This window comes from Pontixanthobacter rizhaonensis (genome assembly GCF_012972675.1).
GTDB lineage: Bacteria > Pseudomonadota > Alphaproteobacteria > Sphingomonadales > Sphingomonadaceae > Pontixanthobacter > Pontixanthobacter rizhaonensis.
On the sequence record NZ_JABCRE010000003.1, the window covers coordinates 905,222 to 927,398 of the forward strand.

Annotated in this window: 22 protein-coding genes; 18 read left to right on the top strand and 4 right to left on the bottom strand. The window is 55.5% G+C overall.

Translation table 11 applies throughout. The features are described from left to right. Positions 1–60: 60 nt before the first annotated feature. The 11 genes from rpmI (at position 61) to HKD42_RS12130 (ending at position 10,868) form a co-directional block, all read left to right on the top strand. Positions 61–264 carry a 50S ribosomal protein L35 gene (gene rpmI / locus HKD42_RS12080; protein ID WP_170013674.1) on the top strand — a complete coding sequence of 68 codons (204 nt, stop codon included), beginning with the start codon at positions 61–63 and terminating at the stop codon, positions 262–264. A 33-nt stretch (positions 265–297) separates the two neighbouring features. Continuing rightward, positions 298–657: a 50S ribosomal protein L20 gene (gene rplT / locus HKD42_RS12085; protein ID WP_170013676.1), complete on the top strand. Its 360-nt coding sequence runs from the start codon at positions 298–300 to the stop codon at positions 655–657. Positions 658–797: 140 nt separating this feature from the next. Beyond that, positions 798–1,670: a helix-turn-helix domain-containing protein gene (locus HKD42_RS12090; RefSeq protein WP_170013678.1), complete on the top strand. Its 873-nt coding sequence runs from the start codon at positions 798–800 to the stop codon at positions 1,668–1,670. Positions 1,671–1,730: 60 nt separating this feature from the next. Beyond that, on the top strand, positions 1,731–2,624 hold the full coding sequence (locus tag HKD42_RS12095) for an AraC family transcriptional regulator (protein WP_170013680.1): 894 nt from the start codon (positions 1,731–1,733) through the stop codon (positions 2,622–2,624). Between the two features lie 48 nt (positions 2,625–2,672). After that, positions 2,673–3,773 (top strand): phenylalanine--tRNA ligase subunit alpha, encoded by a 1,101-nt coding sequence (pheS, locus tag HKD42_RS12100; protein ID WP_170013682.1) that lies wholly within the window; start codon positions 2,673–2,675, stop codon positions 3,771–3,773. Continuing rightward, positions 3,770–6,169: a phenylalanine--tRNA ligase subunit beta gene (pheT, locus tag HKD42_RS12105; protein WP_170013684.1), complete on the top strand. Its 2,400-nt coding sequence runs from the start codon at positions 3,770–3,772 to the stop codon at positions 6,167–6,169. Before pheS ends, pheT begins: the two co-directional genes overlap by 4 nt. 3 nt (positions 6,170–6,172) lie before the next feature. After that, positions 6,173–7,699 (top strand): peptide chain release factor 3, encoded by a 1,527-nt coding sequence (locus HKD42_RS12110; RefSeq protein WP_170013686.1) that lies wholly within the window; start codon positions 6,173–6,175, stop codon positions 7,697–7,699. A gap of 31 nt (positions 7,700–7,730) precedes the next feature. Next, positions 7,731–8,291 (top strand): pyridoxamine 5'-phosphate oxidase family protein, encoded by a 561-nt coding sequence (locus HKD42_RS12115; protein WP_170013688.1) that lies wholly within the window; start codon positions 7,731–7,733, stop codon positions 8,289–8,291. Continuing rightward, on the top strand, positions 8,284–9,000 hold the full coding sequence (locus tag HKD42_RS12120; protein ID WP_211483582.1) for an endonuclease/exonuclease/phosphatase family protein: 717 nt from the start codon (positions 8,284–8,286) through the stop codon (positions 8,998–9,000). The genes HKD42_RS12115 and HKD42_RS12120 overlap by 8 nt, the downstream gene beginning before the upstream one ends. Before the next feature lie 162 nt (positions 9,001–9,162). Next, on the top strand, positions 9,163–9,501 hold the full coding sequence (locus HKD42_RS12125) for a P-II family nitrogen regulator (protein ID WP_170014114.1): 339 nt from the start codon (positions 9,163–9,165) through the stop codon (positions 9,499–9,501). A 29-nt stretch (positions 9,502–9,530) separates the two neighbouring features. Beyond that, complete coding sequence (locus tag HKD42_RS12130) at positions 9,531–10,868, top strand: ammonium transporter (RefSeq protein WP_170013690.1); 1,338 nt, start codon at positions 9,531–9,533, stop codon at positions 10,866–10,868. Between the two features lie 161 nt (positions 10,869–11,029). Here HKD42_RS12130 and HKD42_RS12135 read toward each other — a convergent pair whose 3' ends face one another. From HKD42_RS12135 to HKD42_RS12150, 4 genes are all read right to left on the bottom strand, one after another. Then, on the bottom strand, positions 11,030–12,619 hold the full coding sequence (locus HKD42_RS12135; protein ID WP_170013692.1) for a GMC family oxidoreductase: 1,590 nt from the start codon (positions 12,617–12,619) through the stop codon (positions 11,030–11,032). 21 nt (positions 12,620–12,640) lie between these two features. Further along, positions 12,641–13,606, bottom strand: coding sequence for a sterol desaturase family protein (locus HKD42_RS12140; protein ID WP_170013694.1), 966 nt, complete (start codon positions 13,604–13,606; stop codon positions 12,641–12,643). Continuing rightward, positions 13,599–14,006, bottom strand: a complete 408-nt coding sequence (locus tag HKD42_RS12145) for a hypothetical protein (protein ID WP_170013696.1) — start codon at positions 14,004–14,006, stop codon at positions 13,599–13,601. Before HKD42_RS12145 ends, HKD42_RS12140 begins: the two co-directional genes overlap by 8 nt. A 73-nt stretch (positions 14,007–14,079) precedes the next feature. Next, complete coding sequence (locus tag HKD42_RS12150; RefSeq protein WP_170014116.1) at positions 14,080–14,517, bottom strand: protein tyrosine phosphatase family protein; 438 nt, start codon at positions 14,515–14,517, stop codon at positions 14,080–14,082. A 267-nt stretch (positions 14,518–14,784) separates the two neighbouring features. Between HKD42_RS12150 and HKD42_RS13415 the strand changes: the two genes are divergently transcribed. The 7 genes from HKD42_RS13415 to HKD42_RS12185 all read left to right on the top strand — a co-directional run bounded on the left by HKD42_RS13415 (position 14,785) and on the right by HKD42_RS12185 (position 21,619). Continuing rightward, on the top strand, positions 14,785–15,576 hold the full coding sequence (locus HKD42_RS13415) for a cold-shock protein (RefSeq protein ID WP_170013698.1): 792 nt from the start codon (positions 14,785–14,787) through the stop codon (positions 15,574–15,576). 157 nt (positions 15,577–15,733) lie between these two features. Next, the gene (locus tag HKD42_RS12160; protein WP_170013700.1) at positions 15,734–16,924 is read left to right on the top strand and encodes an aspartate aminotransferase family protein; all 1,191 of its coding nucleotides are present in this window, start codon (positions 15,734–15,736) and stop codon (positions 16,922–16,924) included. Continuing rightward, a complete protein-coding gene (gene argF / locus HKD42_RS12165) occupies positions 16,924–17,865 on the top strand; it encodes an ornithine carbamoyltransferase (protein ID WP_170013702.1) in 942 nt (313 codons plus the stop codon). The genes HKD42_RS12160 and argF overlap by 1 nt, the downstream gene beginning before the upstream one ends. Positions 17,866–17,911: 46 nt before the next feature. Further along, positions 17,912–18,805, top strand: coding sequence for an Hsp33 family molecular chaperone HslO (hslO, locus tag HKD42_RS12170; protein ID WP_170013704.1), 894 nt, complete (start codon positions 17,912–17,914; stop codon positions 18,803–18,805). 88 nt (positions 18,806–18,893) lie between these two features. Further along, positions 18,894–19,283 carry a DUF3617 domain-containing protein gene (locus HKD42_RS12175; protein WP_170013706.1) on the top strand — a complete coding sequence of 130 codons (390 nt, stop codon included), beginning with the start codon at positions 18,894–18,896 and terminating at the stop codon, positions 19,281–19,283. Between the two features lie 70 nt (positions 19,284–19,353). After that, on the top strand, positions 19,354–20,049 hold the full coding sequence (queC, locus tag HKD42_RS12180; RefSeq protein ID WP_170013708.1) for a 7-cyano-7-deazaguanine synthase QueC: 696 nt from the start codon (positions 19,354–19,356) through the stop codon (positions 20,047–20,049). Beyond that, complete coding sequence (locus HKD42_RS12185; RefSeq protein WP_170013710.1) at positions 20,039–21,619, top strand: spinster family MFS transporter; 1,581 nt, start codon at positions 20,039–20,041, stop codon at positions 21,617–21,619. The genes queC and HKD42_RS12185 overlap by 11 nt, the downstream gene beginning before the upstream one ends. The last annotated feature ends 558 nt before the right edge of the window (positions 21,620–22,177 follow it).

Genomic DNA, 22,177 nt, shown 5'->3' on the forward strand with positions numbered 1-22,177 from the left:
TTAGGGCTGCCAGGGCTGGTTGAACGTGTCTCCGAATCGATATCCTTTCAGGAGATAAAAATGCCCAAGCTGAAGACCAAAAGTGGTGTGAAGAAACGCTTCAAAATCACCGCAACTGGCAAAGTGAAACACGGCGTCGCTGGTAAGCGTCACCGTCTGACTCACCACAATGCCAAGTATATCCGCCAAAACCGCGGCACGTCCGTGATCTCTGACCATGACGTCAAGACGATCAAGAAATGGGCCCCTTACGGTCTCGATTGAGCCGGTTTTTGGAAATTTAGGAGTACTTGAAAAATGCCACGCATTAAACGCGGCGTCACCACGCGCCAAAAACACAAAAGGTTACTCGATCAGGCCAAAGGCTATCGCGGTCGCCGTAAAAATACGATTCGCGTCGCACGTCAGGCAGTCGAAAAGGCTGGCCAGTACGCATATCGCGACCGGAAAGTTAAGAAGCGCAACTTCCGCGCATTGTGGATCCAGCGGATCAACGCTGCGGTTCGCGCAGAAGGTCTCACATACTCGCAGTTCATGCACGGTGTGAAACTGGCCGGTATCGAGCTTGACCGAAAAGTTATGGCTGATCTGGCGATGAATGAAGGCGCTGCTTTCAAAACCATCATTGAACAAGCGAAAAAAGCCATTCCGGCTTGATGCGCTAATCACCCTACACCTTTTGGGTGTGTATGAAGGGCGGCCATTTGGTCGCCCTTTTATTTTGTCCGCTGGATTTCTCGCAATATTCGTGCTTACCCACTGGCGAAGTCTAGGAATGCAATGGGGATAGCATCCGAATGACCGCAGCTTGCCGCGTCGACGCACGTTTTCATCAACCACCACCGGAATTGGAGAGGTTCTTTACGACCTTTTGCTTCGGCACTGTCGACGCTGATGGCATAGTCGAAGACGCTATGCAGCCTGAATGGGGCACATTGCGCTTCTTTCCAGACACTGCCCCTTCGATCCATGCGCCAGACGGCGGGACGCTGAGTTCAGCGCGATTTGTTGCATCTGGTCCGTCGAGCCAGATTACTGAATACTCGATGGGATCATCCCGGTTTTGGGGGATCGGCCTGCTGCCACTGGGGTGGGCCACCTTTGTCGGTACCCCGGCAAATGAAATGGCTAACCGGTTGGTGGACGGCGCGGTGGAGCCTCCTTTTCGCGCCTTTGCTCCGCTGGCCGAGGTGTTGCTTGACCCTGACCTTGCCGAAGATCAGCAGCTTGCGTTTCTGACCGACTTTTTTCTTTCTCATGCGCAGCGGCACGGAAAAGAGGATCCGCGGATCACAAAGGTGCACGATTGTTTGATGGCACCCGATTTGCCCGATGTGCAAACGATGGCTGATCATTGCGCGATGGGGGGACGGACATTGGAACGGTTGTGCCGCCGCGTTTTCGGTTTCCCGCCAAAGCTTCTCATCCGCCGGCAGCGCTTTATGCGGTCCCTCAGTGCTTTTATGCTCGATCCAGACGCGAGCTGGAGCAATACGCTCGATGCGCTGTATTACGACCAGTCCCATTTTGTGAGAGAGAGCCATAAGTTCCTAGGTATGACGCCCAGCGAATATGCTGTGCTGGAGCATCCGATCCTGGCCGGCTTCATGCGCGATCGGGCGCAAATCAAGGGGTCGGCGGCGCAAACGCTCGATAAACCGGCAACTTGACAGCAAATGCGTTTTGCTGCTGGTTTGTAGAAATCCGACAAGAAATGGGGGCAGATGGGTATGGCGCAAGATGCGCAAGTATCAGTGACATTCTATGAACCGCCCGCCGATTTGGAGCGGTTCTTCACGACGTTCTACTACGTCGAAACGGAAGTTCAGAGTGATTGCCCGATGACGGATTCCCTGCATCCTGAATGGGCCGGTCTTCGGATAATGTCAGGCAATCGGCCCGACTGTGTTATCGGTGACCAGAAACTGTCCGGCTCGCAGTGCATAGTGACAGGTCCGAGCAGCCTACCGCTACAGTTTTCCATCAAAAATTGTCGGATGTGGGGCATTGGCCTGTTGCCGCTCGGTTGGGCCACATTTGTCGGGCAGCCTGCCGATACCTTCGCCAATAGCGTGCAGGATGCCTACTCCTCAGACGCGTTTGCGCAATTTGGCGGCCTTGCGGATGAAATATTGCAAAGCGGGATGGGCGAGGCCGATCAGTTGGCGGCCATTCATCACTTCTTTCGGGAAACCGCACCGCGCTTCGGCAAAGAAGATCCGCGCATTCTGGCCATCCACTCCGCCTTGTTGGAGCCGGAATTGCCCCAAGTGTGTGAAATGGCGACGCTATGCGGCATCAATCAGCGCACGCTAGAACGGCTATGCCGCAAGCACTTTGGCTTCTCACCCAAAGTCTTACTACGCAGGCAAAGATTTATGCGGAGCCTCGCGCAGTTCGTCATGGACCCCTCGCTGGGATGGATCGGGGCGATAGATTCGCTCTATTTCGACCAGTCGCATTTCGTCCGTGATTGTAAGAAATTTCTTGGCATGCCGCCGTCAGAATATGCGGCGATGGACCACCCCGTGATCATGGGTTTTATGCGGGAAAGAATGCGCGCTCATGGCTCGGCGGTGCAAACACTGGATCAGCCGGAAGGCGGGCAAGCTCCAACTTCGTAAATTGCTACTTTGCTTTGCGCGGCAATAGGCGCTAGCGCGCCTCCCGTCATGACAGATTTGAATACACGCCAAAAAAATACGCTGGCCGCGATTTCCGCTGCCGATACCGCTGATGCTGTGGAGGCGCTTCGCGTTGAAGCCTTGGGCAAGCAAGGCTGGATCAGCCAGCTCTTGAAAACGCTCGGCAAAATGACGCCGGAAGAACGGCAAGAACAAGCGCCCGCGATCCAGCAAGCCCGTGCAGCCGTCGCGGATGCAATTGCGGACCGCAAACAAGCGATCGATGATGTCGAGCTTGACCGGAAGCTTGCCACAGAAACGCTCGATCTGTCTTTGCCTGCTCCGGCAACGCCGAAAGGCACTGTTCATCCCGTAAGCCAAGTGATGGATGAGCTGGCAGAGATTTTCGCCGATTTGGGTTTTGCGGTGAAAACGGGCCCCGAAGTGGAAGATGATTGGCACAACTTTACCGCCCTTAATATGGACGAAAACCACCCGGCACGGGCAATGCATGACACCTTCTACTTTCCTGATCGGGATGCGGATGATCGGGCCATGCTGCTGCGCACGCATACATCGCCAGTACAAATCCGTACCATGATGAATGAAGGCGCGCCGCTGCGGATCATCGCACCGGGCCGTGTCTATCGGTCCGATAGCGATGCGACGCACACACCGATGTTCCATCAGGTTGAAGGCCTGGTAATCGATAAAGACATCCATCTTGGTCATTTAAAATGGACATTGGAGACATTCCTGAAAGCGTTCTTTGAACGCGATGACATCGTGTTGCGCCTGCGCCCGTCTTACTTTCCGTTCACAGAACCTTCGGTCGAAGTGGATGTCGGGTTTGCGATCGTTAAAGGTCGCCGGGTTTTGGGCGGTTCTGGCGATGCGCCGGGCCACGCATGGATGGAGCTGTTGGGTAGCGGCATGGTCAATCGCCGGGTTATTGAATTTGCCGGGCTTGATCCGGATGAATGGCAAGGATTTGCCTTCGGGGTCGGCGTGGACCGGCTTGCGATGCTGAAATACGGAATGGATGATTTGCGGGCGTTTTTTGACGGCGATATCCGCTGGCTGCAGCATTACGGGTTCAGCCCGTATGACCAGCCCACGCTTTCCGCCGGTGTAGGAGCGTCCTCATGAAGTTCTCTCTGACCTGGCTTAAAGACCATCTCGAAACCGAAGCGACTGTTGTCGAACTTGCCGCCGCGATGAACCGTATCGGGCTTGAGGTTGAAGGCATCGAAGATCCCGCAGAACTGCTGGCCGGCTTCACAGTGGCCAAGGTGCTTACGGCTGCCAAACATCCGGATGCAGACAAGCTGCAAGTGCTGAGCGTTGATACAGGCGCAGGGGATCCCTTGCAGGTGGTCTGCGGGGCACCGAACGCACGCGCGGGTATGATCGGTGTGCTTGGGCAACCTGGCGCCGTCGTGCCGTCAAACGGTATGGAACTGCGCAAAAGCGCGATCCGCGGTGTCGAGAGCAATGGCATGATGTGTTCCGTCCGCGAACTGGAACTGGGCGACGAGCATGATGGCATTATCGAATTGCCGGATGATGCGCCCATCGGACACAGCTTTGCTGACTATCATGGTTCCAGCCCAGTTTTTGACGTTGCGATTACGCCAAACCGGCCGGACTGTATGGGTGTCTATGGCATTGCCCGCGACCTTGCGGCGGCGGGTATGGGAACGCTCAAACCGATCGCATTCCCGAAATTCGATGTTGCTGGCGAGTGCCCGGTAGAGATTCGCACCGATGATCCAGAGGGCTGCTCTGCATTTTACGGGCGAGTCATTACCGGCGTCAAAAATGGTCCGTCTCCCGACTGGCTGGCGCAACGTTTGCAAAGTGCGGGCCAGCGCCCGATTTCTTTGCTCGTCGATTTGACCAACTATCTGATGTTAGCGTTTGGCCGCCCCGCGCATGCCTATGATTTGGCGAAACTTACCGGCGCCGTGGTCGCCCGCCGCGCCAAGGATGGCGAGCAGGTCGTGGCGCTGAATGAGAAAACCTACACACTGACTGGCGATATGACTGTGATTGCCGATGACCAAGGCGTGCACGATGTCGCTGGGATTATGGGCGGTGAGCATTCCGGTTGCAGTGATGAAACAACCGACGTGTTGCTCGAAATTGCCTATTTCAACCCTGACAGGATTGGTCAGACGGGGCGCAAGCTAGGGCTTGCGTCAGATGCCCGCACACGGTTTGAGCGCGGCGTTGATCCTGCGTTCTTGGACGATGGATTGGCTCTGCTTACCGGGCTGATTACTGAATTGGCGGGTGGTAAAGCATCGGAGGCTGTTCACGCTGGTGCTGCACCATCCGATGCGAAAACCATCATTTTCGATCCTGCATTCACGCAGAAGCTGGGCGGTGTATCTGTCGATGTGAGCCGTCAGAAAGATATTCTGCAGTCTCTTGGTTTCGCAGTAGATTCCGCAACCGATCCTTGGACAGTTACGGCCCCGCTGCGCCGTCACGACATTGAAGGCCCGGCTGATCTGGTTGAAGAAGTCGTCCGGATTTTCGGTATTGATGACGTGGCTAGCGTTGCCTTGCCGCGCGCTGATGGGGTTGCTGCGCCAACCGCTTCGGCAGAACAGAAGCAAGAGCGGCGTGTGCGCCGTGCAGCGGCCGGTCGCGGTTTGAACGAGGCAGTGACCTGGTCTTTCCTGCCGGTGCCGGAAGCAGAGCATTTCGCAGATGGAGGAACCCTGTGGACGCTCGATAATCCGATCAGCGAAGATATGAAGGCAATGCGGCCTTCGATGATCCCCGGATTGTTGATGGCGGCCAAGCGCAATGTCGATCGCGGCGCGACATCGTTGCGCGTGTTTGAAATTGGCCGCAGATATTTCCGCAATACTGACGGGTCTAGCAACGAGAAGCCTACTTTGGGCGTCGTGTTGGCGGGTGAAAAAGCCCCGCGCGGCTGGGCATCAGGCAAAGCAGTGCCTTTTGATGCGCTGGATGCGAAAGCAGAAGCGATGGCCCTGCTGGCGGAGGCCGGGGCACCGGCGGAGAAGCTTCAAGTCATGGGCGAAGCCGGGGTGCAATTCCATCCCGGGCAGTCTGCAACTTTGCGTCTTGGACCGAAAAACGTCTTGGCGCGCTTTGGCACGCTGCACCCCAAAACACTGGAAGCGTTCGATATTGGTGTGCCGGTTGTCGCGGTTGAAATATTCCTCGATGCTATTCCGGGCAAAAAGGGCGGCGGTAATTTCGCCCGCACCGCCTACGCGCCGCCAGCATTGCAATCTGTATTGCGCGATTTTGCATTTTTGGTACCGGCTGACTTGCCTGCTGGTGACCTTCAACGAATAGTCAAAGGTGCGGACAAGGCCAACATTATCGATGCGCGTATATTTGACGTGTTTGCTGGCCAGGGCGTGCCCGAAGGCAAAAAATCAATCGCGATTGAAGTGACACTTCAGCCCACCGAAAAAAGCTACAAGGATGAAGATCTGAAAGCGATTTCCGACAGAGTGGTGGCTGCGGCCGGCAAATTGGGCGCGGAGCTTCGGGGCTAAGCCATGACCACGAATTCCCGCCGTACTTTTGCGATCATCTCGCACCCTGATGCCGGTAAAACCACATTGACGGAAAAGCTGCTGCTGCAAGGCGGCGCGATCCACCTTGCGGGGGAAGTGAAGGCCCGCGGGCAAGCGCGCCGCGCGCGGTCTGACTGGATGAAGATTGAGCAGCAACGCGGTATTTCGGTGACATCCAGTGTGATGACATTTGAGCGCGACGGGGTGACTTTCAACCTCTTGGATACGCCGGGCCACGAGGATTTTTCCGAAGATACCTATCGCACGCTGACCGCTGTCGATTCCGCGATCATGGTGATTGATGCAGCAAAAGGTATCGAGCCGCAAACACGCAAGCTGTTCGAGGTCTGCCGTCTGCGCAGCGTGCCGATCATTACTTTCGTCAATAAAGTCGATCGTGAAGGCCGTCCTGTATTTGAATTGCTGGACGAGATTGCCGATATGCTGGCGCTGGATGTCTCGCCGCAGATGTTCCCTGTCGGCATGGGCGGCCAGTTTGAAGGCATATTGGATTACGCGACCGGACTGGTCGCACGGCCGGAAGGCGATTCCAAAGAGTTTCTGGGCAAGCGCGATGCGGATGCGGTGCTGCCGGAAGAATTCGCTGAGGAAGCAGAGCTTGCCCAAATTGGCTACCCCGAGTTTGATCTGGAAGCCTATCGCAATGGTGATTTGACGCCGGTTTATTTTGGATCGGCGCTTAAGAATTTCGGCGTGACCGAGCTGATCGAAGCGATTGCCAAATACGCCCCGCCGCCGCGTCCGCAACCGGCCGGTGATGACCAGATAAGCCCGGATCATTATGAGGTTACCGGCTTCATCTTTAAAGTGCAGGCCAATATGGACCCCAACCACCGTGACCGGATCGCGTTCATGCGGCAGGTATCGGGTACATTTAAGCGCGGGATGAAGCTAACGCCCTCCGGTCTTGGCAAGCCTATCGCCATTCACTCACCGATTTTGTTCTTCGCGCAGGACCGGGAGATTGCCGACACGGCCGAGGCTGGCGACATCATCGGTATTCCCAACCACGGAACTTTGCGTGTGGGCGATACGCTGAGCGAGCATAATAAACTGCGCTTTACCGGTCTGCCCAATTTCGCGCCGGAAATCCTGCGCCGTGTCCAGCTCAAAGACCCGACCAAGACCAAGCAGTTGCGCAAGGCGTTGGATGATTTGTCCGAAGAAGGAGTTATCCAAGTTTTCTACCCTGAATTGGGCGCGAACCATATTGTCGGCGTCGTCGGCCAATTGCAGCTTGAAGTGCTGATTTCACGGCTGTCGGCGGAATATAAGGTTGAGGCAGCGCTGGAGCCTGCGCCTTTTGCCACCGCCCGCTGGGTCAAGGGGGATGCGGAAGCACTCAAGCAGTTTGAAGATTTCAACCGCGCGAATTTGGCGAAAGATCGGGACGGCGATATCGTGTTTATGGCCAAGTCGCCTTGGGACGTCGGCTATCAAGAAGAGAAGCACCCCGATCTGAAATTCTCCGCCACAAAAGAGCGGTGACAGCAGAGCCAACGTAGCTTAGCATCAGCGCATGGCAGAGTTCTTCGACAGGCTGAACGATAAACACATCGCGATGATTGCAGCGCAGCCGATGTTTTTCGTCGCCACCGCGGCTGCGGATGCGCGGATCAATCTCAGTCCTAAGGGCTATGATGCTTTCAGGGTTTTGGCACCGGATAGAGTAGCTTATTTGGACTTGGGCGGCTCGGGCAATGAAACCAATGCCCATTGTCTGGCTGATGGCCGCATTACGGTAATGTTCTGCAATTTTGAGAACCCCGCATTGATCTTGCGTATATATGGGCGTGCGGTGCCGGTTCTTCCCAAAGATGCTGAATGGGATGGGTTGGCGCAGCACTTTACAATGATGCCCGGCACACGCCAGATCTTCGATATTTCTGTAGAAAGCGTCCAGACCAGCTGCGGCTGGGGCGTGCCCGTGATGACAATGGAACGCGAGCGGCCCACCTTGAAGAAAGCCCATGCACAAGCCAATCCCAGCGAATGGGCTGCCAAGATGTCGACCCGTATCGCGAGCATTGATGGCTTGCCGGCAAGGCCAACCGACCGCTTCATTGCCGGTGATGAATAAGCATCACGGCGTGCGTCTGAAATTCGCCAGTTATAATATTCATAAAGCCGTCGGTACCGATCTGCGGCGCGATCCTGCCAGGATCATCGCAGTATTGCGGGAATTGGATGCTGACATCATTGCCCTGCAAGAAGCCGATTTACGGATCGGACAGCGCGCCAGTGTTTTACCCCGGGCGCTGATTGACGATACTGGCTGGAAAGTGGTGCCGGTTGCCCGGCGCCCGCGCAGCATAGGCTGGCACGGTAATGCTATGCTGGTGCGTCGTTCAATCGAAATTGTCGATGCGCGGGCGATCCATTTGCCGACGCTGGAGCCACGCGGTGCCATCCGGGCTGATCTGCGGTGCACAGGGCAGTATATACGGGTTTTTGGGACGCATCTTGATCTGTCCGGATTGCGTAGAAGAGCCCAAGTAAAGGCCATTCTGGCAGACAGTTATGGCGCTTCGCCGGCTTGTCCGACTGTCCTTATGGGAGACTTTAACCAATGGGGTGGGCGAACAGGTGCGATGCAGGAATTTGCGCAGAATTGGCAAGTTCTGGCCCCGGGCCGGAGCTTTCCCAGCCGGCAGCCGGTTGCCTATTTTGACCGGATAGTCGGAACTCGCGACTGGCAATGCGGAGCGCTAGGCGTGCATCATAGCGCCTTATCAGCCCGCGCCTCCGATCATTTGCCCGTCTGGGCCACACTCAAACTGCCTACATAATAGGCAATGCCTAAACATTAGGCATTTAGTCAGTATCAATCGCGATGGCGAGATGATCTCACCTTTAGGGATTCGGTAACTTTTCGATTCTGGCACAGTGTTTGCGAGGCATGCGGCGTCGGCGCTTGCTCGACATACATGCTATTATCGAAGGGGGCACCGATGAAGTTCATCATCGCCGTAATAAAACCATTCAAACTGGACGAGGTCCGCGAAGCGCTTGGCGCTATCGGTGTTGCTGGTATGACTGTCTCGGAAGTTAAAGGCTTCGGGCGTCAAAAAGGCCAAACCGAAATTTATCGGGGCGCCGAATATTCGACCAATATGCTTCCTAAAGTGAAGCTGGAAATTGCCGCCAGCGACGAGATCGCTGCGCAAGTCGTCGAAACGATCCAAAAAACCGCCAGCAACGAGACCATCGGAGATGGCAAGATCTTCGTGCTCGACCTGGCTGATGCGACCCGCATCCGTACCGGTGAAACCGGGGAGACGGCGCTGTGAGCAACAATTTCGAAAAGAAGGAAACTTCCATGATTCGCAAAACACTTAGCGGTGTTGGCGCTTTAGGTTTGTCGCTTGCTGCGTCTGTACCAGCATGGGCGCAAGAGGCGGCGGAAGCCGCTGAACCTGTAGCCAACCCAGGCAACAATGCTTGGATGATGACCGCAACAGTCTTGGTGCTGTTGATGATTATTCCCGGTCTGACCTTGTTCTATGGCGGTTTGACCCGCTCCAAAAACATGCTTTCCACAATGACCCAAATTGGCGCGACAGCCTGTTTGGCGATGCTGATCTGGGTGATGTGGGGCTATTCCCTGGCATTTGGTGACACCACATATGAAGGCACTCTCGGCCTGTTCATCAGTGGTGGAAGCTACTTCTTGGCAGGCACTGACGCCAGCAGCACCGCTGCGACATTTACTGATGAAGTCATCAGCAAATATGTCTTTATCAGCTTCCAGATGACATTTGCCGCAATCACGGCTGCACTTATCCTGGGCGCAACCGCAGAGCGGATGAAGTTTAGCGCCGTGATGGCATTCGTGCCTATTTGGCTGACTATCGTCTATTTCCCGATTGCTCACATGGTATGGGCTGGCGGTGGCTTGCTGTTTGAAGACGGCGCGCTCGACTTTGCCGGCGGTACCGTTGTGCACATCAATGCTGGTATCTCTGGCCTCGTGCTCGCTTACCTTCTTGGCAAGCGCCGCGGCTACCCGGCTGAGCCAATGCCGCCACACAGCCTTACCATGACCATGATCGGTACCGGTCTTCTGTGGGTTGGTTGGTTCGGCTTTAACGCTGGTTCGGCTCTCGAAGCTGACGGTTCGGCTGGCCTTGCCATGATCAATACCTTTGTTGCGACCGCCGCTGGCGCTCTTGCCTGGATGGTTATTGAACGGATGATGGGCCACAAGGGTTCTGCTTTGGGCTTCTGCTCGGGTGTGATCGCCGGTCTGGTTGCAGTTACTCCAGCCGCAGGCAACTCAGGCCCATTTGGTGCCATCCTGCTCGGTATTGTATCATCGGCGGTATGTTACTTCTTCGTGGCCAAGGTCAAAGCCAAATTCGGCTACGACGATTCGCTTGATGCATTTGGCATCCACGGCGTGGGCGGCATTGTCGGCGCGATCGGTACAGCGATTGCCTATCAGCCGTTCCTCGGCGGTCCTGGCGATGGCTCGGTCGGTGTTGGCGCACAGCTCGGCATTCAAACTTACGGCGTACTCGTCACAATCGCATGGGCCGGTATCGGTACCTTGATTGCTGGCCTGATCGTCAAAGCACTGATCGGTCTCCGTGTTAGCGAGGAAGTCGAAGTCGACGGCCTCGATATCTCAGAGCACGGCGAACGCGCTTACAACTAATTCACCAGGTTCGGCGGGGCCGGGAGATCCTCTCCCCTCCCGTTCCCGCCGCACGACGTTCCTCCTGCGAACAACACTTTTATGGCCGGGGCATTATGCTCCGGCCCTTTTTTTATTTTGCGGGCGATATCCTGATCGCGTTATTGCCGCAGATCCGTGGATTAGTTCGCAAGCGCTTCTTTCACAAAATCTGCGCAGCGCTCACCAATCATAATGCTCGGCGCGTTGGTATTGCCGCTGACGATCTTCGGCATGATGCTGGCATCGGCAATCCAAAGCCCGTCAACGCCTCTCGCTTTCAATTTTGTATCCACCACGCTGCCATCGTCTGAACCCATCCGGCACGTGCCAACCGGGTGATAGACGGTGTCTGATCTATTGCGGATCAACTCGTCCAGCGCTGCGTCATTGTTCAAATCGACGGGGTGACGGTCTTGCGGCTGATAGTCTGCTAGCGGAGAGGCTTCTGCGATCCGGTGCGACAGCCGAATACCCGCGCGCAATGTCGCAATATCTCGGTCATCATCGAGGAAATTGGGATCGAGACGCGGCGCCGCGGCGGCATCTTTGGAGTTGAGCTTCACGGTTCCGCGGCTTTCGGGCCTGAGAACACAGGCATGGAGCGAGAACCCGTGCCCCTTTACTTTCTCGCGTCCGTGATCCTCCAGCATCGCTGGTACAAAATGCCACTGAATATCAGGCGCTGGCGCATCCGGCATCACGCTCCAAAACCCGCCGGCCTCAGCATAGGGTGTGGTCATAATCCCGGTGCGTTTTCGGCGATGTTCGATGATTGCTTTCGCCATCCGGAAACTGCCCGCGAGGCTGTCGCCAATGGGATCTTTGGACTCGGTCTTCCAGCTCGACACGTAATCAATATGGTCCTGCAAATTACTGCCAACGGCAGGTTTATCGACCACCACATCTATGCCGTGTTCCTGTAGATGGTCCGCAGGACCAATGCCTGACAGCATCAGGATTTGCGGACTGTTGAATGCCCCAGCGGACAGGATCACACCCCCGGTAGCGGTCAGCATTTCGCGTTTGCGCCCGCGCTTGATGGCCACACCAGTGACGCGGCCATCCTCGATCACCAGTCTTTCCACCAGCGTACCGGTTAATATGGTGAGGTTTTCTTTCTCACGCATTGGTTCGATATAAGCGCGCGCAGCAGACCAGCGCTCGCCGTCTTTCTGGGTTACTTGATATATCCCGAAGCCTTCTTGGCGTTCGCCATTGAAATCGTCATTACGGCGCAGTTGGAGCGCCTCGGCACTGCTGACAAAGGCGCGGCTCGTCGGGTTAACCGCGTGCTGATCGGATACTGACAAGGGGCCGTCGCCGCCGTGGAACTCGTTACCGCCACGCACATTGCCTTCGGACCGTTTGAAATAGGGCAAGACATCATCATAGGCCCAACCGTCGCAGCCCATCGCTGCCCAATTGTCATAATCCCAGCGATGACCGCGGATATAGACCATGGCGTTGATCGCAGATGATCCGCCGAGCCCTTTGCCGCGCGGTTGATAGCCTATCCGGCCGTTCAGTCCTTTCTGCGGGACCGTATCGAACCGGTAATTGGCGTTTTTCAAAAGGAACGGCATCATGCCAGGAGTTTTGACGAGGAAATTATCGTTTTTTCCGCCTGCTTCCAGCAAGCACACATTCCGCGTGCCATCTTCTGCTAAACGGCCGGCTGCCGCGCTACCCGCGCTGCCGCCGCCGATCACGATCACATCAAACTGCTGCATAACCTCTCCTTTACGGAAACGTTAGGCGGCTTGATCGGGATCGGCAATTGCGTTGTTTTCAACAACTGGTTGGGGCGTGGTGCGGTCTTGCTCTTTCAGCCAGCGCCTGCGGATCATGTCGGATGTCTCCCGGCTACCATCGTGGGTCCATCCTGGCTCGCGCAGGAGGTAGAGCAATTTGTACCGCCATGGCGCGTGCCACAGATCGCGAAATAGGCCGATCCATTCGTGGAACACCGCCCATAACAGGTTGAAACTGCCCAGCTGTTTGACGATGCCATACCGGATTCGCTCTTGTTTCATTTCTTGTTGAAACGTCCCGAACATCTTGTCCCAGATGATAAACACACCGGCATAGTTGCGATCAAGATAGCGGGGGTTGGTCGCGTGGTGAACGCGGTGGTGGCTTGGCGTGTTCATCACTACCTCAAACCAGCGCGGCATCCGGTCAATCGCCTCGGTATGAATCCAAAACTGGTAGATGAGATTAAAGCCGCCCGCGATCGCGAGCATTACGGGATGGAAGCCGGCCAACACCAACGGTAAACCGAACAGGAACCCCGGTGTAAACGATCCGGTCCAGCTCTGGCGCAAGGCGGTGCTCAGATTATAATGTTGGCTGGAATGATGGTTGACGTGGCTCGCCCAAAACCAGCGAATTCTATGACCGGCGCGGTGCACCCAGTAATATTTGAGATCGTCCAGAACAAAGCATAGCGGCCAAGCCCACCAGACGAGCCACCATTGCTCGCCCAAGTCGAACAGACGATAGTCGTAGGCCCAGAAAAATACGGCTATGACCGCACTGCCGAACAAAGCGCCTGCCACAGTGCTGCCTAGCCCAAACATCAGGGAAGTCAGGGTGTCGCGGGGTTCATAACTCTCTGACCGCCGTTTCCATGCCCACATCACTTCAATCAAAATGAGCAGCACAAAGGCTGGAACTGCATATTCGGTTGGGCTGAATGAAGGCGCTTCATCAAACATTGTTTGGTTCCAATCTGCGCAAGCTGGAAGCCCAAATGGCCGCTTCACTACCCAAATTGAGCGTAATTGCTCCGAAGGGATTATCGTCCGGTTTGATGGTCAACAACCCTTGGTCGAGCCGCGCCTCTGGCCGCTTGGTCACGACCCGTCCTGCAAAGTGGGAACCGTGGCGGCGCAATATCAAAATACGGCCTGCCTCGTCGCGCATCAACGCGCCGTAGCCCGTTTTGTCGATTGTTGTGTCAACTGGCTTAAAACCGCTTTCAACCTCATCGGCCAATAGCCAGGCATGTGCCTCATTGGCGATTCTTACATCACCGCCGAGGCCCATTTTGCGGACCAGCCAAGCCACTGCCAAGATCGCCACAAGTGAGCCACCGATCTGAATGACATAGTCCATTCGCTATCCACTGGCAGAAAGTTCGATGCTCGTCGAGATATGCGAATAGGCGACTGGGCGCTGAGGCCTGGCGTTACCCGTTTTTCGTAGCCAGCATGTCCATCGCCGGTCTTACAGGCGACACATCATAGCCCGCGGCCATCGCTTGGGCGGCCAATTCTTCCGGATTTGACCCTTGGCTGGCTTGGGATAAAGCCCAGAGTAGGGTCGATCGGGTGCCTGATCGGCAATATGCCAGAACCTGTCCCGTGGAATTTTCTAGTGCGCTTGCCATGGCTTCCACCTGCGGGGCACTGAAGCCTGATTGCCCTATCGGAATCGCCATATATTCAATTCCGGCCGCCGCTGCCGCGGATTCAATTTCATGGCCAGCGATCTGTCCAGCCTCTTCATCATCGGGCCGGTTGTTAATGATGAGCGTGACCCCTTGGGCTTTGGCGGCGTCTATATCGGCTAAGCCAATTTGCGGGCTGGCCAATATCGAATCGGTCAAGCGGCGGAAATCACTCATCATTATCTCCAGAATTACTCTTATCGTTTGGCGCAGCACAGGCTTATGTGCAAGGCGTAACCGAATGCGGAAATGTCACATAAATGGGCCAGACTCGCTGGGTCGGCAAAATTGCTCGCTTAGGACGTCCTTTTGCGCTATGTTCTGCCTCTAAAGGATTGGCTTTGAATCATTTTGCGCCATAATCCGTAAGTGCTGGGTGCGGTTGCCGTTCACGCTAACAGCATATGACTTTATCGGGACGGTGACGAAAGTACGTATTAGATTATGGGTTATGATAGAGGGCGTCGGGGCCGGGGCCGTGACAAGCGCGATGGTTTTGGTGAAGATAGCTTCGATCCGTTCGGCGGCGGCAGTGGCGGCGGTTTTGGCGGCGGTGACAGCTACGGCGGCGGAGGCGGAGATCGCTTCGGCGGCGGCAATCGCGGCGGCGGCGACCGTTTTGGCGGTGGTGATCGTGGCGGCGGCGGTGGTTTCCGCGGCGGTCAAGGTGGCGGCAATCGCGGCGGAGGCGGCGGTGACCGTATGCCTGCACAGGTTGTTGGTACCGGCAAAGGTGTTGTGAAATTCTTCAATGGTGAAAAAGGCTTCGGCTTTATTCAACAAGAAGGCGGCGGCGAAGACGTGTTCGTGCATATTAGTGCAGTCGAACGTGCTGGCCTCGAAGGTCTGGCTGAAGGTCAGGGCCTAGAGTACAATCTGGTTGATCGCGGCGGAAAAACGTCTGCGCAAGACATTCAAGTTGTCGGCGATGTAATCCCGGTTGAAAAACGCAGCGGCGGCGGTGGTGAACGTGCTGGCGGCGGTGATCGGGGTGGCGCGCCACAGCGCGAACTAACTGGTGACAGCGCAACGGGTACGGTCAAATTCTTCAACGCAATGAAGGGCTTTGGCTTTCTTGTGCGTGACGACGGACAGCCCGATGCTTTTGTACATATCAGCGCCGTTGAACGGTCTGGTCTCACAGCGATCAATGAAGGTGAGCGTTACAAGTTCGACCTAGAAGTTGACCGACGAGGCAAACATTCGGCAGTCAACCTCGTCCCGGCGGACGCCTGACAGCCGCATTTGTAACCCGGCAGTTGCCAACCGCTTTGTAGGTTTGGTGATTGACCAAACTAGTTACAGATGAATATAAATTTGAATGGCGGCTCCGGTGGGGTCGCCATTCGCTTTTGGTGGCACTTACGGTGTCGATTGAATGAGGAATACCGCAATGACTATTACCCCGCTGATGCCCGTTTACCCCCGGTGCGGTGTTCGTCCTGTGCGCGGCGAGCATTGCCATTTGATCGACGAAGATGGCACCCGCTATCTCGATTTTGCCAGCGGTATCGCGGTCAATCTGCTCGGCCATTCGCATGAGGGATTGATCAGCGCAATTCAGGAACAAGCGAACACGCTGATGCATGTGTCGAACCTCTACGGCAGTCCCCAAGGGGAAAAGCTGGCGCAGATGCTGGTCGATGCCACTTTCGCAGATACCGTGTTTTTTACCAATTCTGGCGCAGAAGCGGTGGAGACAGCGATCAAAGCGGTGCGCGCCTATCACCAGTCACACGGCAATGATCATAAGCATGAGATTATAACCTTCAGCAACGCGTTCCATGGCCGCACAATGGCCACCATTAGCGCGTCGAACCAAACGAAAATGCATCATGGTTTTATGCCATTGCTGGAAGGGTTCAAATATGCGGAGTTTGACGATCTTGAATCAGCTAAGGCGCTGATCGGGCCAAACACAGCTGGTTTCTTGGTAGAGCCTATCCAAGGCGAAGGCGGAATTCGTCCGGCTTCCGATGCATTCTTGCAAGGTCTGCGTGCCCTCGCGGATGAGCATGATCTGATGCTTGCGCTGGATGAAGTGCAATGCGGCGTTGCGCGGACTGGGACGCTCTATGCCTATGAACAATATGGGATCGAACCAGATATCCTCGCGACCGCGAAGGGCATCGGCGGCGGATTTCCGCTAGGGGCGTGTTTGGCCACAGAGAAAGGCGCGCGCGGGATGACTTTTGGAACGCATGGTTCGACCTATGGCGGCAACCCGCTTGCGATGGCCGCCGGCACGGCAGTTATGAAGGCTGTGGCTAATGACGAGTTTCTTGCTTCTGTTAAGGACAAGGGCGAACGGCTTCGTACACGGCTGGAACAGTTTATTGGCAATTACCCCGATCTGTTTGAACTCGTTCGCGGCAAGGGCTTGATGCTTGGCATCAAAATGAAAGTAGAGAGCCGGCCGTTCTTTCTGCACTTGCGGGAAAACCATGATTTGCTGCTGGTGGCTGCTGGTGACAACACATTACGGCTGTTGCCTCCGCTTGTTATCGGTGATGCGGAGATCGAAGAGTTTTTCGCAAAACTATCGGCTGGTGCGGCTGATTATATCGTGCCGGAGGCTGCGTGATGGCACTAAGTAACGGTCAAAACCACTTTCTCGATTTATCTGACGCCGGCGGCGATATTCTCGCGGCGATGATCAATGATGCGCAGGACCGCAAAGCGAAGCGTGTATCTTGGGCCAAAGGCCAAGCAGATAGCGACAAGCCGCTCGAAGGGTTTGTGCTGGCGATGATTTTCGAGAAAAGCTCTACGCGCACACGGGTCAGTTTTGACATGGCGATGCGTCAACTTGGCGGCACGGCGCTGATACTTGAAGGCGGTACCAGCCAGCTTGGCCGGGGCGAGTCCATTGCGGACACTGCGCGCGTTCTAAGCCGCATGGCAGACGCCATTATGATCCGCACAGACGATCATTCAAAAATTATCGAGATGGCGAAACACGCCACTGTGCCTGTAATTAACGGCTTAACTGATCGTTCGCACCCCTGCCAGATCGTCGCGGACCTGTTGACGGTCATAGAACACGGAAAGGCTTTACCCGGCCTGGAAGTTGCTTGGCTGGGCGATGGCAATAATGTGCTGCATTCTGTCTTGGAAGCAGCCGGGCTGATGAAGTTTAATGTGCGGGTGGGCACCCCCGCCGGATTTGAGCCAGACCAAGAGTTTGTCGATCTGGCGCGTGCCGGAGGGGCCCGCGTCGATGTTAAGAATGACGCACATGAAGCTGCGGCTGGTGCAGATGTTCTTGTGACTGACACTTGGATTTCAATGGGTCAGGACGACGCTGACGAGAAGTTGACGGCAATGCAGCCATTTCAAGTCAATGATGGCCTGATGTCGTTAGCCAAAGACGATGCGATTTTTTTGCATTGCCTGCCTGCACATGTCGGCGATGAAGTAAGCGAAAGCGTCTTTGAAGGGCCCCAATCGGTCGTTTTTGACGAGGCTGAGAACCGCTTACATGCGCAGAAATCCGTTTTGCTGTGGTGCTTAGGCAAGCTCTGAACTGCTGCGGTCTGGCTTTCCCGAAGGCATTGCCCATATAGCGTTTATGGAAATGCAATCTGAAATATTCGCCGACAGAGTACTTGGTTTCACTTTGCCGGCGCGGGACGCCCGCGGTCGGGCGGTGCGGCTGGACGCTGTACTGAACCAGGTGCTGTCGGCCCATGACTATCCACCCCCGATAATGCATCTGCTGGCCGAAGCGCTGGTGCTGACGGCTTTAATCGGCAGTCTACTTAAAGACTCTGACGCCCAGATGACCATGCAAGCGCAAACGCAGGAGGGCGTGGTGAGCTTGCTGGCATGTGATTTCAAAGCCGGAGATGTGCGGGGTTACGTGAAGTTCGACGCCGATAAGCTGGCGGAACTGGGATCTAACCCGTCGCTCTTCGCGCTGTTTGGTAAAGGGTATCTCGCGATCACGTTTGATGGAGTCGGAGCCGGGGGCCGCTATCAGGGCATTGTACCTTTGGAAGGCAACTCGCTTGCCGAAGCATGCGAGGCCTATTTCATCCAATCAGAACAAGTTCCTACCATGATCCGACTGGCGATCAGCAATGATGCGGATGGCTGCACGGCTGGCGGGTTATTGATCCAGCACCTGCCAGACGGTGAAGAGGGGCGGGACAGAATTCATGCTCGGCTAGATCATCCAGAATGGGAGCATGTATCAATTTTGGCAGGGACAGTTCGCCATGACGAACTGTTGGATTCCAGCTTGTCGATGGAGGGGTTAGTCTGGCGGCTGTTCCACGAGGAAGACCGCATCCGTGTCGAGCAAGGATGTGAGCTGCACCGTGGGTGCCGTTGTTCCGCAGAACATTACCAACAAGTTCTTGGCCGCTTCTCTGACACAGAACTGCAGGACATGCGCGATACTGACGGGTTGGTCAGAGTTGATTGTGCTTTCTGTTCCCGAGTGTTTCCGGTGACAGTGTAGTCACTTAGTCCGCAGTATGTGTGTCCTTAATGTCATGATTTCCTCGCTACGCTTCACTCCAGATCTGTGGTAATGCTTACAAATGAGAATGCCCGCCGTCTTGATTCCTTTAATTGCTGCCGGCGCCTTTATTGGCCCAGCCACCGCGCAGGCGCCGACATTGCAAATGCTGGAGCAGCTTGAGCGTGGTGAGTGGGAGATCCGTTTCCGTGGCGGAGAAGAACCCATGAAACTCTGTTTGCGTACCGGCCAAGAACTGATTCAGTTACGCCACCCACAAGCGAATTGTAGCCGCTATGTGGTCGAAGACGGCACCGGAGAGATCACGGTGCAATACACCTGCCGGAATATGGGTTATGGCCGCACGAATATCCGGAAAGAGACAAACCGGCTGGTGCAAATTGCGGGCCAGGGCAGTGTCGGCTCATCACCATTTGAATTTACAGCGGAAGCTCGCAGGACAGGTAGCTGCAAATAAGCATTCAGAATGCTGTTTGATACAGTACTGATCGTTGCGATAAGTTTGATTTCCTACTAGCCGAGCGCTTATGGAAAATTCCCCACTTCAAGCCGAAAAGTCTGCCGTAGTATTGCTGTCCGGCGGTCTGGATTCGATGGTTTCTGCTGCATTGGCGCAAGAACAGGGGTTCGATCTGTTCGCCCTAACAATCGATTATGGCCAACGCCATCGGGTCGAGCTGGAATCGGCCAGGGCAATCGCTGCGCAATTGGGCTGTACCCGCCATGTGACTTTACCCCTGGATCTGCGGGCCTTTGGCGGTAGCGCGCTCACCGATGATATTCTCGTACCCAAAGACGGGGTCACGGATGATATTCCTGTGACCTATGTACCCGCCCGCAATCTGGTCTTCTTGTCGCTCACTTTGGCTTGGGCGGAAGTTACACGGTCTCGTGACCTGTTTATCGGTGTCAATGCCTTGGACTATTCAGGATATCCGGATTGCAGGCCGGAATTTATCGCCAGTTTTGCTGAAACAGCGAGATTAGGGACCAAGGCTGGCGTTGAAGGGGCGCCGTTCAACATCCACACGCCGCTGCAACATATGACCAAGGCGGATATTGCCACGGAAGCTGCACGGTTAAATCTTGATACGGGCCTCAGCTGGTCCTGTTACGACCCGACAGATGAAGGTTTTGCTTGCGGAGTCTGCGATAGTTGCCGATTGCGTAGAAAAGGCTTTGAAGAAGCCGGTCTTGAGGATGGCATCCAATATGCAAAATAGCGATGAAGGCACCGTAGACGCAGCTGAACAACCAGCCGACGTAAAGGTCTCTGGATATAGCTGGTATGCGCTCGGGATACTTGTGCTGGTTTACATTCTCAACTTCGTAGACCGAAACATCATGTCGATTTTGGCAGAAGACATTAAAGCCGATCTCGGGATTGGGGATGCCGATCTGGGGTTTCTGTACGGGACGGCCTTTGGTGTATTTTATGCACTCTTTGGCATTCCTCTCGGCAAATTGGCCGATAGCTGGCACCGCATTCGGTTGATGACGATCGGTTTGGCTCTTTGGTCTGCGATGACCGCCTTATCCGGATTCGCCAAAAGCTTTACAACGTTAGGTGTTGCACGAATTGGCGTGGGCGTGGGCGAGGCGACAGCCAGCCCAGCCGCTTACTCGTTGATTTCTGATTGGTTTCCGAAGCGGATGCGGGCAACCGCGTTGGCCATCTATTCATCCGGGCTGTACCTTGGCGGTGGTATATCGCTGTTCATTGGCGGTTTGATCGTAGAGCGCTGGAACAACGCGTACCCCGGTGGCGGTCCGTTGGACTTAGTTGGCTGGCAGGCCGCGTTTTTGTCGGTGGGTATTCCGGGTCTGCTGCTGGCAGCTTTGGTGATCACATTGAAAGAGCCGATTCGCGGCCAAGCGGATGGCATCGTTTCTGAACCCGTTCGTGACCCGTTTCGAGGCTTTGTAAACGAGCTGTTCGCAGTCATTCCGCCGTTCACGGTTTTTCAGGCTGCGAAGCACGGCTCGCGAGCGTTGTTGATGAACATTCTTGGGGCATTGGCGATTGGCGGAGCCGCTTACGGTCTGATATTGCTCACTGGCAATGTTCCCCAGTGGATCGCGTTGGGCATTGGCTATTACGCGGTGTTCTCTTGGGCAACGACACTTCGTCGGCGCGACCCTCCAGCCTTTGCGCTGATCTGGGGCTCTCCGGCGTTTCTATGCACTATCCTCGGCTATGGTATGGTCGCCTTTGCAGCCTATGCGGTCAGCTTCTGGGCGGCACCTTATGCGATTCGGGTATTGGGCGAGTCGCCGAGCATCGTTGGCTGGTGGATCGGTGGCCCCGGGGCCTTAGGCGGGTTCCTGGGTGTGATCATTGGCGGCAAAGTGGCCGACATGCTTCGTGACCGGAACCCCTCTGGACGCTTGCTTGTGGTTTTGTTCGGGGTGTTGGCGCCTGTGATACCTTTGATCGTGGCGTTTACGACATCGACGGTATGGCTGTTCTATCTGCTGAACTTTGTGATCAGCCTGTTTGCGAGCTCTGCATTAGGGGCAGCTGCAGCGACGTCGCAGGATTTGGTTCTGCCGAGAATGCGGGGGACTGCAACGGCGACATTCTTCTTGTCGACGACGCTGGTTGGTCTGGCCCTTGGCCCGTATCTGGCGGGTCAGGTCTCGACGTTAACGGGAAGCCTGTCGACCGGTGTGTTGTCACTGTTGGTGGCCGCACCGATTGGCAGCATTCTTTTGATCGCCGCATATCGTCTTCTGCCAGGGGCTGAAGCGTCTGTAGTTGAACGGGCGCGGGCAGCTGGCGAAGCGATTTAGCCAAACCGCTGGGTCGTCAGCAGGATCGCGGATTGTTGTGTGACTAATGCCGTTCGTTTCCGGACCTTTGGAACAGCGTGAACTACGTCCAGAGGCTGCGGAGACCTGAGTGGCTTTAGGCCGTCTGTCGCGAGAGCGGAAAAAGTGATCCCTGGAATAGAGTGCGGCAGTACTTTCGGCTGAAGGAGCTTTGTGGGCCGTTTGGCAATATGTGTGGTCGCTTTGTCTGACAGAGCCGTAGCAATGTCGTAGTTCGCGGCAGCTGAACTACCGTGGGTGGCATAACTGCCGCGAAATGGCTCCGCGCTGAATATTGCTAGTTGGGCGGGGCATATCCGGCTTCGAGGGTACTCTGAGCAATTGCCGTAGTTCTCGTGGGCCTAGGTTGGACTGGAGGCCTTTCGTCGTTGGGGAATGGACGTTCTTTGGACTTTTATAGTTCAAACTTTGAGCGAGCGACCGACGAGATCGGGCTTGCTACAATTTAGCGACGCTGGCGGGAGGCAATAAAAAAGGGGCTGGATTTCTCCAGCCCCTTTTTAAGTTTTAATCGCTTAT

Excerpts from the sequence above, each read along its gene's own strand:
- rpmI (WP_170013674.1), top strand. The coding sequence starts at position 61 with ATGCCCAAGCTGAAGACCAAAAGTGGTGTGAAGAAACGCTTCAAAATC.
- rplT (WP_170013676.1), top strand. The coding sequence starts at position 298 with ATGCCACGCATTAAACGCGGCGTCACCACGCGCCAAAAACACAAAAGG.
- HKD42_RS12090 (WP_170013678.1), top strand. The coding sequence starts at position 798 with ATGACCGCAGCTTGCCGCGTCGACGCACGTTTTCATCAACCACCACCG.
- HKD42_RS12095 (WP_170013680.1), top strand. The coding sequence starts at position 1,731 with ATGGCGCAAGATGCGCAAGTATCAGTGACATTCTATGAACCGCCCGCC.
- pheS (WP_170013682.1), top strand. The coding sequence starts at position 2,673 with ATGACAGATTTGAATACACGCCAAAAAAATACGCTGGCCGCGATTTCC.
- pheT (WP_170013684.1), top strand. The coding sequence starts at position 3,770 with ATGAAGTTCTCTCTGACCTGGCTTAAAGACCATCTCGAAACCGAAGCG.
- HKD42_RS12110 (WP_170013686.1), top strand. The coding sequence starts at position 6,173 with ATGACCACGAATTCCCGCCGTACTTTTGCGATCATCTCGCACCCTGAT.
- HKD42_RS12115 (WP_170013688.1), top strand. The coding sequence starts at position 7,731 with ATGGCAGAGTTCTTCGACAGGCTGAACGATAAACACATCGCGATGATT.
- HKD42_RS12120 (WP_211483582.1), top strand. The coding sequence starts at position 8,284 with ATGAATAAGCATCACGGCGTGCGTCTGAAATTCGCCAGTTATAATATT.
- HKD42_RS12125 (WP_170014114.1), top strand. The coding sequence starts at position 9,163 with ATGAAGTTCATCATCGCCGTAATAAAACCATTCAAACTGGACGAGGTC.
- HKD42_RS12130 (WP_170013690.1), top strand. The coding sequence starts at position 9,531 with ATGATTCGCAAAACACTTAGCGGTGTTGGCGCTTTAGGTTTGTCGCTT.
- HKD42_RS12135 (WP_170013692.1), bottom strand. The coding sequence starts at position 12,619 with ATGCAGCAGTTTGATGTGATCGTGATCGGCGGCGGCAGCGCGGGTAGC.
- HKD42_RS12140 (WP_170013694.1), bottom strand. The coding sequence starts at position 13,606 with ATGTTTGATGAAGCGCCTTCATTCAGCCCAACCGAATATGCAGTTCCA.
- HKD42_RS12145 (WP_170013696.1), bottom strand. The coding sequence starts at position 14,006 with ATGGACTATGTCATTCAGATCGGTGGCTCACTTGTGGCGATCTTGGCA.
- HKD42_RS12150 (WP_170014116.1), bottom strand. The coding sequence starts at position 14,517 with ATGAGTGATTTCCGCCGCTTGACCGATTCGATATTGGCCAGCCCGCAA.
- HKD42_RS13415 (WP_170013698.1), top strand. The coding sequence starts at position 14,785 with ATGGGTTATGATAGAGGGCGTCGGGGCCGGGGCCGTGACAAGCGCGAT.
- HKD42_RS12160 (WP_170013700.1), top strand. The coding sequence starts at position 15,734 with ATGACTATTACCCCGCTGATGCCCGTTTACCCCCGGTGCGGTGTTCGT.
- argF (WP_170013702.1), top strand. The coding sequence starts at position 16,924 with ATGGCACTAAGTAACGGTCAAAACCACTTTCTCGATTTATCTGACGCC.
- hslO (WP_170013704.1), top strand. The coding sequence starts at position 17,912 with ATGGAAATGCAATCTGAAATATTCGCCGACAGAGTACTTGGTTTCACT.
- HKD42_RS12175 (WP_170013706.1), top strand. The coding sequence starts at position 18,894 with ATGCCCGCCGTCTTGATTCCTTTAATTGCTGCCGGCGCCTTTATTGGC.
- queC (WP_170013708.1), top strand. The coding sequence starts at position 19,354 with ATGGAAAATTCCCCACTTCAAGCCGAAAAGTCTGCCGTAGTATTGCTG.
- HKD42_RS12185 (WP_170013710.1), top strand. The coding sequence starts at position 20,039 with ATGCAAAATAGCGATGAAGGCACCGTAGACGCAGCTGAACAACCAGCC.